Here is a 13,815-nt window from a genome sequence, read left to right on the forward strand (position 1 = left end):
GTATCATTTTTCCTACTATGGCATAGATGATTACACGAACCTTTCGATATGAAAACGATAAATAGACATTAAAATTGATAATAATGCCCATTAACTGCATGCCTTGTGAAATATATTCGTTATTTATAGAGAATATATACTTTAATACCCTTGCAAATCATCCTTCATCTGTCCAGACTCTGCCGCACCGCATTCTCATCCGCATGTGATGGCCAGAAACAGAAATAATGATGGGCAGGCCAAATGATTAATTGACATCATGCTTTCGGGTAAATCATTATGTATATGTAACGTTTTGATGCTCTGTGCCCTGTCAGCAATACCGCTGCAGGTCTGGTGCAATATCCGGCGCCCAGCGCCATGAAATCGCGAACGAGCCTCATGCAATGCGGCAGGTTAGGTTTATGAAACCCCGTACCCTGAAAACTGAAATCAGGCTGTATCCCCATGACCATGCTCTCTTTTCCGTCCATGCCCGACCCTGTGAACCGAAAGGCCGAAACGGGCCATGACATCCCCAGGAAAAGTGAACAACTGATCGACCGGCTGGACTGGAACCTGCTGCGCACGTTCATCGCCATCGCGCATGAAGGCAACATAACACGCGCGGCCAGCAGCCTGCGCCTGACGCAGTCAGCCGTCAGCCAGGCCCTGCGGCGGCTGGAAAAGCAGATCGGTTATGCCCTTATTGTCCGTAACGGAAGCCGCTTTACACTTTCCAGCCATGGCGAGAAAGTGCTGCGTCTGGCATCCGATATCTATGGCTCGATCAAGGCGATCAGCAACGAGATCGAATCCGGGACGGAAGAAGTGGGCGGCCATATCCGCCTGCTTACGCTCAGCAGTATTGAATCCGTCACGTATGACACGTTCCTGGCCAACTTTCATGAACGCTTTCCGCGCATATCGCTTGAAATCATCTGCATACGCAGCGAGGACATCCTAAGCTCCCTCCAGAAGAAAACGGCCAATATTGGCATAGGGCTCTGCCCGCGCCCCCTGCCCCGCATCGGGCGCTCACTGATCATGGAGCAGTCCTATGGCCTGTACTGCGGTCGGCCCCACCGCTTTTTTGGCAAGAGTGACATTTCCCTGCGGGAACTGGCGCAGGAGAATTTTGTCCGCTCTGAAGCGGACAGGATTGACGGGCTTCTCTCCAACATCACCATCTTTCGCAACGAGATGGATTTCAGCGGGTGGATCTCGGGCACATCGTACTCCATACAGGAAATCACTCGCATGATTGTTGCGAATTACGGGATTGGGTGCCTGCCTGAACATATCGCGCAGCCATGGGTAGATGCAGGCAGGCTGTGGCGCCTGCCACCGGCCTCGGGCATCACTACATCGGGGATATTCCTGCTGTGGAACCGTGACGGGCGTTACAGCAATAGTGAACGCATCTTTCTCGAGCAGTTCCAGAACCATCTACAGGCATCCCCATCAGCACCTGAAGGCAGGCCTGAAATTACCACTGCCGCCAATACAGGGCAGACCAAAACAGGGCAGACCAAAAGCTACCCTTTACAGAATATGTTGAAATAAAAGACTTTCTGTCTGGCACGCCGGGAGCATATTAATGGCAATCATCTTCTTCATTCTTATCCTCACCGCGTCGATCATCGTGGCGATCATTTCAAAGCGGCGTGCCGGTGCGCAGAACATCAAGGACTACCTGACGGCCTCACGGTCCTTTGGTTCGATATTCATCTTCTTCCTCGGCATTGGCGAGACCTACAGTATCGGCATGATGACCGCCTTCCCCGGGGGCATCTATCATTCCGGCTACCCGTTCGCGTCATGGTTCCTGTCCTATGTGCTCCTGGCCTATCCTGTCGGCTATTTCCTGACTCCGCGCATCTGGCAGCTTGCGCGCAATACCAACGCCGCCACAGTGCCAGACATTTTCCGCAAGGTGTTCAACAGCCGCGCGCTTGAAATTACCGTTGCCTTCAACATCATATTGTTCATGATCCCGTGGGCGACCATCCAGTTTTCCGGCCTGACCCTTGTGCTGTCAGGGCTGAACATCGTCTCCTCGCGCTGGCTGCTCATGCTGACCGCGGGCGGGATCGTTTTCCTGTATATCGCCATTTCCGGCATCCGGGCCTCCGCTTATGTCTCGGTCATGAAGGATCTGCTCGTGCTGTTCATTATCGGCACGATCGTCATGGCGCTGCTCAAGACAGACAATCCGGCCACCCTGTTCCAGATCGGCACGGATGAGCTGCACAATACGGGGATCAGCGGTCGGCAGGAAAGCTTTGCCATGTCCACGATGTTTTTCCAGGCCATTGGCCTGCCCATATTTCCACTGAGCTGCGCTTACCTCATGACGGCACGCAGCGCACGGACCGTCATGCGGGCACAGATCTTCATGCCGCTTTACATGGTGATCTTTCCGTTCATGATGCTGATCGCCTTTTATGCAAAATATCATCACCTGACACTCACGTCCCCCAATGATGCCTTTATCGAGACGGTAAAAACCCTCCTGCCGCCCGCCATGATCGGGATTGTGGCCGGCGGGGCTGCCCTGTCCGCGCTGGTGGTGCTTTCTGGCACGTGCCTTGTCATCGGGTCGCTGGTGGCGCGCAACCTTGTACCGGGCCTGCCGGAAAAACACCAGAAAACCACATCGCAGATGGTCATCATGCTTTATATTGTTGTCTCCATGATTCTGGCGACCATGGTGCCAACACTGGTTTCCCACCTGTATAACATGACGTATTTTGGTGTAACACAGTTGCTGCCCTGCTTCCTTCTGGCAATCCTGTCAATCCGCGCCAGACCCCGGGTGTTGTGCGCCGGGATCATACTGGGGGATGCCGTGGGGTGCGGGCTGTACCTGAGCGGGATAGATACGCTCGGCATCAATCCCGGCCTGATCGGCCTTGTTGCCAACACGGCCATCGTGTTTCTGGCCGGCAACTGCCAGCGGCCGCAGAAGGTGCGGCATCATGCGGAGCAGGAATACATTGTGATCAAGGAAAACTGGACAGACCGCTCCTTATCCACATCTTCGGGTTCATGATCCCGTTCCGTGGGGACATGGCCTGCCTCACGGTTCGTGCCTTCCGGCCCTTTCCGCCATCCACAGACCGCTGCTGCCCACATGTCCCCGCCTGCCTGTTTCAATTTTCCATCCCAGACTGGATACCCCATGACGCAGCCCCTTCTTGAACGCCGCCATCAGTTGCTCAGTCCGTCTTACCGGCTGTTCTATGATGAACCGCTGCACCTTGCATCCGGCCGGGGGGCATGGCTGACCGACGTGCATGGCCGCCGCTTTCTGGATGCCTATAACAATGTTGTCCCCGCCGGGCACTGCCACCCGCGCATTGTGGCCGCCATCGTGGCCCAGACGGAACGGCTGAACACGCATACACGTTACCTGCATGATACCATCGTGGATTATGCGGATGCCCTGCTCGCGACCTTTCCCTTCCCCGCGCAGGCAACATTTACGTGCTCGGGCAGCGAGGCCAACGACCTGGCCATCCGGATTGCCCGCCATGTCACCGGCGGCGACGGGCTGATCATAACCGAAAATGCCTACCATGGCGTGACCTCCACAACAGCCGAGATTTCTCCCTCTCTGGGCAAAAGCGTCAATCTCGGGACGCATGTACGCACGGTGCCTGCCCCTGGGGCAGGCACCGATTTTGCCGCAGGTGTCAGATCCGCCATCGCGGACCTGCAACGCCATGGTATCCGGCCTGCCCTGCTGGTGGTGGATACGATCTTCTCCTCGGATGGAATATTTTCTGATCCCGCCGGGTTCCTCGCTCCGGCGGTTGAGGCAATCCATGAAGCGGGCGGGCTGTTCCTGGCCGATGAAGTGCAACCCGGTTTCGGGCGCACTGGCAGCCATATGTGGGGTTTTGAACGCCATAGCATCACGCCGGACATGGTCTCGATGGGCAAGCCCATGGGCAACGGATATCCGGTTGCAGGGCTTGTATGCCAGCCGGACGTGATCCAGAATTTTGGTTCCAGCATCCGTTATTTCAATACGTTTGGCGGCAACCCGGTCGCCATGGCCGCCGCCATGGCAACACTGGGCGTGATCCAGGACGAGAACCTCATGGAAAACGCCAGCACCGTGGGTGCCTACCTGCGGACACAACTGGCCCGGCACCCAGGCATTCATGATGTTCGCGGAGCAGGACTTTTCATTGGCGCCGAACTGGCGAATGAGGCCATCGCCTCTCGGGTGGTCAATGAAATGCGCGCCCGCGGCGTGCTCATCAGCTCTTCCGGCCCGGCCGGGAATGTCCTGAAAATCCGCCCGCCCCTCATATTCTCCCGCGAACAGGCGGATATCCTGAACGACACGGCAGCAGCTGCCCTGGAAGTGGCTCTGGCGGATGGCTGATACCAATATCTCATCGATGGGGATGCCATTGTCGCCGTGCCTGGCGAGGCAGTGACAGACGACTATCTGCGCATGCTTCAGAAACATGGGGGATCTTACTGCTTCGCCGGTACAGACGGACATGACACCCGGAAAGCTGTCGAGGTTCTGAGGAAGATATTTGGACGTAATAAGCTCCTGCTTGAAGGAGGCGGTCGAATCAATGGGGCTTTCCTGAAGGCAGGCGTCATCAACGATGACCAGTCTCATGATTTATCCGGGCATTGACGGACTCTGCCGTGTCGCCAGCAGCTTTGACTGGATTGGCGCCAAAGATGAGGACCTGCAAATGGACAGGCCTTGCGTCTGAAACACGTTGAAAACCGTGAGAACGGTGTTTTGTGGTTACAGTATGATGTGGAAAAAGGCCGTCCTGAGTAAATGTCGGCTTTATCCGCGATAGCGTAAGGCCTCAACAACCAGCCGGAAGGCGGCGGAAGACTGTCGTCTGCTGGGGTAATACAGATGATAGCCGGGGAATGGGGGGCACCAGTCCTCCAGCACACGGACCAGACGCCCGTCTGCCAGATAAGGCGCGCTCTGGTCCTCCATGATGCAGGCCAGTCCAAATCCACCCAGCGCGGCCTGTCGGATCATTGGCACATTATTGAACGTCAGTTGCCCATCCACACGCACGCGCAGCGCACGTTTCCCCTTTTCCAGCTCCCACGCATAAACACCGCCAGAGGTCGGAAGACGCAGATTGATACAGGTATGATGGGATAAGTCCTGTGGCTTTCTTGGGACAGGATGCCGTTCGAAATAGGACGGTGCCCCGACGACGGCCATACGCAACGGCGGTCCGATGGGAACGGCAATCATGTCGCGGGCGATTGTTTCCTCAAGACGCACGCCGGCATCGAAGCGCTCGGCAACAATATCGGTCAGACTGGAATCGACCGCCAGTTCAACATGCAGATCGGGATACTTGGGCAGAAGCTTGCTGAGTGCTGGCCACAGCAACGTATTGGCCGCATGTTCCGAGGTCGTGATCCGGACTGTCCCCGACGGTTTTTCAGAAAGTTCGCTGAGGGAGGCGATTTCACTGCTGATCATATCGAGAGCGGGGACCAACGCTGTGAGCAGGCGCTCGCCTGCTTCCGTAGGAGAGACCCGACGCGTCGTGCGGGTGAGAAGCCTGACATTCAGACGAGTTTCCAGTCGGCGGATCGTATGGCTCAGCGTGGATTGGGACGTACCAAGTTTCGCAGCCGCCCGTGTAAAGCTCTGTTCTTCCGCAACCGTCATGAACGCATTGAGATCGACCAGTTCCTCGCGACGCATTTATGAACTCCAAGCATAAGATCAAGCGGACCCTAGCATCTAATCATGGAAATGGCCTCATGCTTTGATGTCTGACAAACCTGTTGGGGTGTGTTTTACCCGTCAGGCCCTCTTTGAAGGAGGATATTTATGGATATCCGTCGTCCTGGTTTCAAACCCTCCGTTAAAGGATCAGCCGAATGGTTTACTGGCACGGTCCGGGTCGATGCACCCTTTGCCGGCAGTGGTGCACTTTCCTGCGCAACCGTCACTTTTGAGCCGGGCGCACGCACGGCCTGGCACGCACATCCGCTCGGCCAGACTCTCCTCATCACTGAAGGTTTCGGCTGGGTTCAGCGTGAGGGCGGACCGATCGAAGATGTACGTCCCGGTGATATCGTCTGGTTTGAACCAGAAGAGAAGCATTGGCATGGTGCATCGCCGGAATGCGCGATGACCCATATCGCCATCACTGAATCGAAAGACGGTAAATCTTCGGACTGGATGGAGCATGTCAGCAACGAACAGTATCGTCGCTGAAGTCCTGAAGGCATAAAACTCGACCTGTAATGCACTCTAAAAAATTATAATGAGGAAGAGGACAGTTGCGCAGCGGGCCTCTTGTGAGCGTAGAGTTTTATGTCACATTGATGCGTTAACGGGGCCAAGACACCTAATCCCGTGAGTGAAACAGAGAGAAGTGGACATGATAACACTCTTCGTGACCTACCCTGCGAGCGCTGATGCCTCGTTTGATCGTGACTATTACACGACCCATCATATTCCGCTGGTAAACAGCGTATGGAAGCCATTGGGCCTGATCTCGGCGACGGCATTTTTTCCAAGTCCGGCGCCAAATGGCAATCATGCGATCTGCGAATGTGTCTTTGAAGGAGAAAGCGCGCTCCAGGCCGCTCTTGCCTCTCCGCATACACCGGCGGTCATGGACGACGTAAAGAATTTCACGACAATCGTGCCGGTCATTCTACGTGGTACCGCGTTCTGATCTTTATGACATCAGGACGGATATGCAGGAAGAATGTCAGGTAAATTTTTCCATTCTATCCGTCCTGAACATTTACAGTCAGTCCTTTTGTCCGCGGCTTTCACCATAATGAAGTAACAATGCAAGGGCACACAGAAAACTACCAACTCCTGTTAATGCAACCACCCAGCCCATAGGCCATGGTGTGCCATCAGCGAATACACCGATCAGACCGGAGCCGAGGATGCCGCTCCCATACTGCGCTGCTCCCACAAACGCCGATACCGACCCCGATCGCTCAGGAGAAACGTTAAGAGCGCCAGAAATCGAATTGGCAACAATAAAACCGGTCGCCGAGGCAAAGATGAAAAGCGGAACAACCAGTCCCCATAACCCTCCGTAGCCGCCCCACGCGGCGAGCGCCACCAGTATGCCGGCTGCCGCAGCCTGAAACGTGCCAAACCGGAGCATGCGGTCGCTACCGATCCTGTGCGCCAGTCGGGCATTGAGCATGTTCGTCGCCATGATTCCAAGGATACCGGCACCGAACAGCAGACCATAATAACGCGGCGGTACATGATAGAAAGAAATATAGGCGAACGGCGTTCCCGCGACATAGGCGAACATGCCGCCATAAAAAAATGCTCCCGCGCCCGTATAAGCCAGAAGGCGCGGGGTCGTCAGAAGTTCGCCATAGCGCAGGAATGCGCGCGAGAGTGGTTCGTGGTGGCGTCTGGTGGACGGCAGTGTCTCGGGCAGAGTGAAAATCGCTGCAAGCGTTGCAATCCCGACAACAGCCAGCACGCCAAAGACCGCCCGCCAGCCACCGATCGACAGGATCTGCGCCCCCACGATCGGTCCAAGTAGCGGAGCAATGGCCATAACGGTAATCAGCGTTGACAACATGCGGACTGCGTAATGACCTTCATACAGGTCCCGTACCATCGCACGGGACAGCACCACCCCTGCAGAGGCCCCGAGAGCCTGAACAACCCGCCATACGATCAGGCTGCCGATACTTCCGGCACAAGCACACAGGACAGAACCGATGATGAAGATCATGATCCCGGTTGCAACCGGCATGCGCCGCCCGTAACGGTCACTCACAGGCCCCCAGAAAAGCTGCCCAAGGCTGAACCCGACCAGATAGCCGGACACGGTCCACTCGACTGCTCCGGGAGAGGCCAGCAGAGCCTGACCCATGGCCGGCATGGCCGGCAGGTAAATATCCGTCGAGATCGATGCAAAGCCCATCAAGAGGCTCAGCACCCCCAGCGTCCACCAGCGAGCCTCACGACTGGACCTGCATTCTGGTGCAGCGGCGCTGGTCTTTAAGGGCATAATTTTGTTCAAGGTCAGGATACGTTCCGTTTATTCATGAATGACGCTGGAGAACTGGTGAAGCCTCCCCTCTCCACCAGTTCTATTTTTACTGAAAGTAAAGGTGTTTTTATCGATCAATTCAGGGTCGACATGTCAACGACGAAGCGATAGCGCACATCATTACGTTCCAGCCGTTCAAGCGCTGCATTGATCTCATCTGCGCGGATGAGTTCAATATCGGCCGTAATCTGATGTTCCGCACAGAATTCCAGCATTTCCTGCGTCTCCGCAATGCCACCGATATTGGAGCCGGAAAAACTGCGGCGTCCCACAACGACATTGAACGCACCCACTTCCAGCGGTTCGGGAGGAAGGCCTACAAGCACCAGGCTCCCATCAATCGCGAGTAGCTGCAGATACATGTTAACGTCGTGCTTCGCGGAGACCGTGTCGAGCAGCATATCAACCCTGGACGCGAAACGTTTCATCTGCTCGGGATCGGTCGATAGAACTGCATCATGAGCCCCCAGCCTTCTCGCGTCCTCCATCTTTTCTGGTGATGTCGTGAACACCACGACATGCGCCCCCATTGCCCTGGCGATCCTGATGGCAACATGGCCCAAGCCGCCAATCCCTATGATGCCAACGACCTTGCCGGCTCCCGCGTTCCAGTGTTTCAGCGGGGAATATACTGTAATCCCCGCACAGAGCAGCGGGGCTGCGGCAGCAGGGTCCAGCGTATCGGGCATACGCAAAGTATAGTGCTCCTTAGACACATAGCTTTGCGAAAACCCCCCATATGTCATCCCGCCAAGGTGTTTGTCGGGGGAGTTGAAAGAGAATGTCACGCCCGCTTCACAGCATTGTTCCAGATCGTGTCGGCAGGGAGAGCAGGTACCACATGAATCCACGATGCAGCCAACTGCTGCCATGTCACCGACCCTGAAGCGTGTGACCGCACTGCCTGTGGCCGTAACGCGTCCGACGATTTCATGTCCTGGCACCAGGGGATAGTGTGCCATCCCGAAATCGTTCCTGATCTGGTGGAGATCAGAATGACAGATCCCACAATAGAGTATCTCTATCCTGACATCGTCCGGAAGCAGATCCCGGCGCGCGATCTGCATGATTGCAAGCGGTTGATCAGCAGCTTGTGTGCCAACGGCCTTGACGGAAGTGCTCATCGGAATCCTCGCGCGTTATTTATGTGACCATCCAACCAGACGCACTGTCAGATCGGCCAGAAACCTGAATAACCGGCTTTATTTCACGTCGGGACATTGCCTCGCATGATACCGGTCGTATCACCATTGATTAGTCAGAGACGGGCCGTCCAAACAAGACGGCATAATCAGATTGCCGTTATATCGCCAATTCATGAATTGCGGTGCCTGCGCTCCCAGAGCATTTCCACCGAAAACCGGTTCGGTGAAGATGCCCCGGTTTATTGTTTTTACGAGCATCTTCACCTGTCTGAATGCACGCATTCAGACAGGATCTGCTCTAGAAAAACATTATTCATGAAATCCTGATATGATGTCATGCAGAATCCGGCGACTAATCGCATCACGCCTGAACATGTATCATTTCCATCAACCTGAAATTGCTTGAACTGGCAACGCGTTACTCGATGGCCCGTGGCATCAGAAATGGGGAATGAAGATGGATTATGTGCGTCTTGGTAAATCCGGCCTGAAAGTCAGTCCCCTTACTCTGGGATGCATGAGCTTCGGGAGTGGTGGTTTTTCTGGCGGATGGTCACTCAGTGAGACAGACGCGGAACCAATCTTCCGGCTGGCGCTGGATCTCGGAATCACCTTCTGGGACACGGCAAACGTCTATGGCAAGGGAACGTCCGAAGAAATTACCGGCCGGATGCTCGCCAGACTGGCACGGCGCGACGACATTGTGCTGGCGACCAAGCTCTTCGGCCCGATGGGCGATGGCCCTGGCGGCGCAGGTCTGTCGCGCAAGGCAGTGATGGAACAGATCGACGCCTCATTAAAGCGCCTCGGCACCGACTACATCGATCTCTATCAGATTCATCGCTTTGACCCGAACACTCCGGTCGAAGAGACGATGGAAGCGCTTCATGACATCGTGAAGGCGGGAAAAGTTCGCTACATCGGTGCTTCATCCATGTGGGCATGGCAGTTTTCGAAAATGCAATATGCTGCCAGCCTCAATGGCTGGACGCGCTTCATCTCGATGCAGCACCAGTATAATCTGGTCCAGAGAGAGGAAGAACGCGAGATGTTCCCTCTCATTACGGATCAGGGCGTGGGCTCAATGCCCTGGAGCCCGCTTGCAGCCGGTCTGCTCACCAGACCCTGGGGCGAGAAAAGCACGACGCGGGCCAAGGACAATCCGGTCACGGATTTTGCCGGACGCCCGCTTTTTCTTGAAAGTGACAAGGCCATCATTGATATCCTCCAGAAGATCGCTGGCGTTCATGGAGTGTCGATGGCAACCGTTGCGATGGCCTGGGTGTTCCACAACCCACGCGTCACGTCACCGATCATCGGCGCGACAAAGCCAAAACACCTTGAAGATGCGGTCGCAGCACTTGGGCTCAAGCTGACCGATGAAGAGGTCGCCGAACTGGAAGCACCCTACACGCCCAGACTACCGACCTACTTTCTCTAAATACTCGATAACTACATAAAGACGAACAACAGGGAGTCTCACCATGCAAAAACGTATTCTCGGAAAAACAGGTCTTGAAGTCTCCGCTCTTGGGTATGGCTGCATGGGACTGGATTTCAGTTATGGCCATAAGCTGAGCAAGGACGATGGCATCATCCTAATTCGTCAAGCGGTCGACCTTGGAGTAACTTTTTTTGATACAGCCGAGGTTTATGGCCCCTTCACGAATGAAAAAATGGTCGGCGATGCCTTGCGTCCGGTCCGTGAACGGGTCGTGATCGCGACCAAGTTCGGCTTTAACATCGTTGACGGCAAAATGGCAGGTTTGAACAGCCGTCCCGAGCATATTAAACAGGTCGCCGACGCGTCATTGAAGCGGCTTGGAATTGAGCAGATTGACCTGTTCTATCAGCACCGTGTCGATCCTGATGTGCCGATCGAGGATGTGGCGGGAGCAGTCAAGGAATTGATTGCCGCCGGGAAAGTCAAACATTTCGGCATGTCTGAACCAAGTGCCGCAACTGCTCGGCGTGCCCATGCGGTTCAGCCGATTGCCGCCCTACAAAATGAATATTCGCTGTGGACGCGAGGCGTCGAAACAAACGGTGTTTTGGAGTTGTGCGAGGAGCTTGGTATTGGCCTTGTTCCCTATAGTCCGCTCGGTAAGGGCTTTCTCACTGGCGCGATGAGCAAGGATACGAAGCTCGGTCAGGGCGATTTTCGCGCCATGCTCCCGCGCTTCACGCCAGAAGCGATGGCGCACAATCAGGCACTTGTCGATCTGTTGAAGCAGATCGGCATCGAGAAAGACGCGACGCCGGCCCAGATCGCGTTGGCATGGCTGTTGGCGAAAAAGCCCTGGATCGTGCCGATCCCGGGTACCACAAGGCTGAACCGCCTTAAGGAAAATCTCGGTGCTGCCAATATTGCCCTGACGGCGGACGACGTAACACGGATCGAGAATGCAGCCGCAGCAATCCAGATCGAAGGCGATCGTTACCCGGCACAGCTTCAGGCCATGGTCGGTCGCTGACAAATATTGCTGGCGGCGTTTTGAGCGCCGACGTTTCACACAATAACGAGCGAGTTCATGACAGCAACCAAGCTGAATGTTCTCGCCGTCGGTGCGACGGGAAGCGCAGGACGACATGTCGTACCTGCGCCGTCAGTGCTCAGAACGAAAGACGCCTTGGCCTTGTTGAAAAGACCTCGACGAATTTGCCCGGAAAGTTGATTGACCGTCGCGGCATGCATTTTGATCAAAGTATAACCTGACCGAGGCAAAGACTTAGGACGTTCCTCAATAATAATTGAAGTAATTGCCCCAAAATACGCGCAAACCAAAGACTTCATGATGTTTCGCTCATGCAGAAAAACGTTTGATAATAACAGGTGATCTGCGACGATCATTTTCATAATTTTTGAGTTTTTTTTCTCTTAGTCTCGTATTTTGTCTCAGCGAAAGGCACTCACAAAATCACTCTGCTTTTCTGTGGGTAACCAGATAGAAAGCGCTCAGAATGACAATCAGAGCGCTCATCCAGAAATTGGCTTTCAGCCCGAAATGATCGACTATCGTACCTCCAAGACTTGAACCAACCGCAATGGCAACCTGTGCGGTAAAGGTAAACATGGCGGCTGCAGCTTCCGAATGCTCGGTCTCGATACTGCGGTGCCAGGTATTCAGGCACAGTGGCAGAGCTCACCAGGCGATTGCCCAGAGAAGAATGAGCACCGTTTCAAACTTCGGAAAGATCAGCAGCACCGGCAGGAGCAGAAAAGGTATTGCCAGCGATATTTTCGAGACAAAAAGCGTTGCTTTGAGATTATTTTCCAGAAAGCGGCTGGCCACGAGGTTAGAAGCAAACCCGATAGCACCATAAGCCAATAACAAGACCGTCACAGCCGCCGAAGGAATGCCTGCTTCGTGGATGAGAGGGGTCAGGTAAGTATAAGATGCGAAATGTGCCGCAAAAACAGCGGCAATCATAACGATACTTTTCCGTGCTTCGGGTAGCCTGACGAATGCTTTGAAGTCAGTAAACCGCACATGGCTTTCCGCTGGAATAGTTGGAAGCATTCTCCACTGCATAAGTAAAGCGGCAATGGCAATGATTGCGGCAGCCACGAATGCACCGCGCCAGGAAGAGTATTCTGCCACAAGAGATCCCATTGGAACCCCCAGGATCATGGCTGCTGTGACCCCTGCGAAAACAGCCGCGGCTGCCGTATGCGCTTTTTGCTTGGCAACGAGTTCTACTGCAACAGAAAGGCCCATCGCCCAGAATGCGCCAAGACTGATACCGACCAGTGCCCGACTGAGCAGCATCACTGCAAATGTCGGTGCCAGGGTGGCAATAAGGCAACCTGCCAGCAGAATAAGGGAGAGCCATAAAATAATCCTGCGACGATCCGTGCGCCCTGAAAAAAGCATGACCCCAGGAGCAGAAAGCGCTGCCATCATGCCCGGAACGGTCATGGTAAGCCCTGCCGTTCCAGGAGTTACAGAAAATGTTCTCGAAATATCAGGCAGGATACCTACGGGAAGAAATTCGGTGGTGACGGACGCAAATGATCCCAACGCCAGAGACAGGACGGCCAGTCTCTGGCGAGCAGGTGAAAGCTCCCGAGCAATCAAATGCTGCATGATGGGAGCCTTTTTTCTGAAATTTCATGTTGCAAAAATATACTCCAACATTTCACACCAATAATACAAACAAAAATTAATGTATTATTTTCTGAACATAAAGTAATTATATTCATTTATGGTGACCATTTCCATATGAACTCAGATAGGACCAATCCATACGATGTGGATACAGCCTTGGCTTTTTTTAGAGATTTTCCTGTCTTAAAATCGAAGGGTTTGCATGACTATAGAGTTTTTTATCAAAATGTTTGTGAGTAAATTTCAGCAATGAATGACTATTAATTCTATCCCCCTCATGAAATACTCTAGTGTATGAAGTGGTTCGGAAAATCTCGGATTTTTTACGAAAGAAGAAAGATAATCGCCCTCACATCTGGCGTGATGGCGAGTTGTCTGATCGGTGCAGAGACAGACCGCATGCACTTACCTGACAGGAGGTCTTCCATGACGGATCAGAATTCCCAAACTTTGAGACTCATTTTCCCTCAGAGCCTGATCCGAAAGTTTTTGAACAATACCAGCCTGTTGTGA

Annotated in this window: 13 protein-coding genes; 7 read left to right on the top strand and 6 right to left on the bottom strand. The window is 54.1% G+C overall.

The genetic code is table 11. The features are described 5' to 3' along the window. The first annotated feature begins 447 nt into the window (after positions 1 to 447). The 3 genes from B7G66_RS03795 (at position 448) to B7G66_RS03805 (ending at position 4,378) form a co-directional block, all read left to right on the top strand. Positions 448 to 1,545, top strand: a complete 1,098-nt coding sequence (locus B7G66_RS03795) for a LysR family transcriptional regulator (protein ID WP_196760700.1) — start codon at positions 448 to 450, stop codon at positions 1,543 to 1,545. 34 nt (positions 1,546 to 1,579) lie between these two features. Then, entirely contained in the window at positions 1,580 to 3,034 is a 1,455-nt protein-coding gene (locus B7G66_RS03800) for a sodium:solute symporter family protein (RefSeq protein ID WP_003619072.1), read from the top strand. Positions 3,035 to 3,163: 129 nt separating this feature from the next. Further along, positions 3,164 to 4,378, top strand: coding sequence for an aspartate aminotransferase family protein (locus B7G66_RS03805; protein ID WP_040511774.1), 1,215 nt, complete (start codon positions 3,164 to 3,166; stop codon positions 4,376 to 4,378). A gap of 429 nt (positions 4,379 to 4,807) precedes the next feature. Here the strand turns inward: B7G66_RS03805 and B7G66_RS03810 are convergent, their stop codons facing one another. Beyond that, entirely contained in the window at positions 4,808 to 5,701 is an 894-nt protein-coding gene (locus B7G66_RS03810) for a LysR family transcriptional regulator (protein WP_003619065.1), read from the bottom strand. Between the two features lie 129 nt (positions 5,702 to 5,830). Here B7G66_RS03810 and B7G66_RS03815 point away from each other — a divergent pair, with 129 nt between their 5' ends. Continuing rightward, the gene (locus B7G66_RS03815) at positions 5,831 to 6,220 is read left to right on the top strand and encodes a (R)-mandelonitrile lyase (RefSeq protein ID WP_003619063.1); all 390 of its coding nucleotides are present in this window, start codon (positions 5,831 to 5,833) and stop codon (positions 6,218 to 6,220) included. Between the two features lie 166 nt (positions 6,221 to 6,386). Further along, on the top strand, positions 6,387 to 6,686 hold the full coding sequence (locus tag B7G66_RS03820) for an EthD family reductase (RefSeq protein WP_040510642.1): 300 nt from the start codon (positions 6,387 to 6,389) through the stop codon (positions 6,684 to 6,686). 78 nt (positions 6,687 to 6,764) lie between these two features. Here the strand turns inward: B7G66_RS03820 and B7G66_RS03825 are convergent, their stop codons facing one another. Next, complete coding sequence (locus tag B7G66_RS03825) at positions 6,765 to 8,006, bottom strand: multidrug effflux MFS transporter (RefSeq protein WP_048858851.1); 1,242 nt, start codon at positions 8,004 to 8,006, stop codon at positions 6,765 to 6,767. Between the two features lie 116 nt (positions 8,007 to 8,122). Further along, on the bottom strand, positions 8,123 to 9,172 hold the full coding sequence (locus B7G66_RS03830; protein WP_040510641.1) for an NAD(P)-dependent alcohol dehydrogenase: 1,050 nt from the start codon (positions 9,170 to 9,172) through the stop codon (positions 8,123 to 8,125). 478 nt (positions 9,173 to 9,650) lie between these two features. On the opposite strand from B7G66_RS03830, the gene B7G66_RS03840 reads away from it, so the two are divergent. Together B7G66_RS03840 and B7G66_RS03845 are read left to right on the top strand one after the other, a co-directional pair. Then, entirely contained in the window at positions 9,651 to 10,634 is a 984-nt protein-coding gene (locus B7G66_RS03840) for an aldo/keto reductase (protein ID WP_040511773.1), read from the top strand. A gap of 43 nt (positions 10,635 to 10,677) precedes the next feature. Next, the gene (locus B7G66_RS03845) at positions 10,678 to 11,667 is read left to right on the top strand and encodes an aldo/keto reductase (RefSeq protein ID WP_003619053.1); all 990 of its coding nucleotides are present in this window, start codon (positions 10,678 to 10,680) and stop codon (positions 11,665 to 11,667) included. A gap of 35 nt (positions 11,668 to 11,702) precedes the next feature. On the opposite strand, the gene B7G66_RS17120 is transcribed toward B7G66_RS03845, so the two are convergent. The 3 genes from B7G66_RS17120 to B7G66_RS03850 all read right to left on the bottom strand — a co-directional run bounded on the left by B7G66_RS17120 (position 11,703) and on the right by B7G66_RS03850 (position 13,281). Beyond that, positions 11,703 to 12,050 carry a zinc-binding alcohol dehydrogenase family protein gene (locus B7G66_RS17120; RefSeq protein WP_141312811.1) on the bottom strand — a complete coding sequence of 116 codons (348 nt, stop codon included), beginning with the start codon at positions 12,048 to 12,050 and terminating at the stop codon, positions 11,703 to 11,705. Between the two features lie 61 nt (positions 12,051 to 12,111). Beyond that, a complete protein-coding gene (locus B7G66_RS17770; RefSeq protein ID WP_155116143.1) occupies positions 12,112 to 12,267 on the bottom strand; it encodes a hypothetical protein in 156 nt (51 codons plus the stop codon). A gap of 69 nt (positions 12,268 to 12,336) precedes the next feature. After that, a complete protein-coding gene (locus tag B7G66_RS03850; protein WP_080545419.1) occupies positions 12,337 to 13,281 on the bottom strand; it encodes an MFS transporter in 945 nt (314 codons plus the stop codon). Positions 13,282 to 13,815 lie beyond the last annotated feature (534 nt).

This window comes from Novacetimonas hansenii JCM 7643, from assembly GCF_000964405.1.
GTDB classification, from domain to species: Bacteria; Pseudomonadota; Alphaproteobacteria; order Acetobacterales; family Acetobacteraceae; genus Novacetimonas; species Novacetimonas hansenii.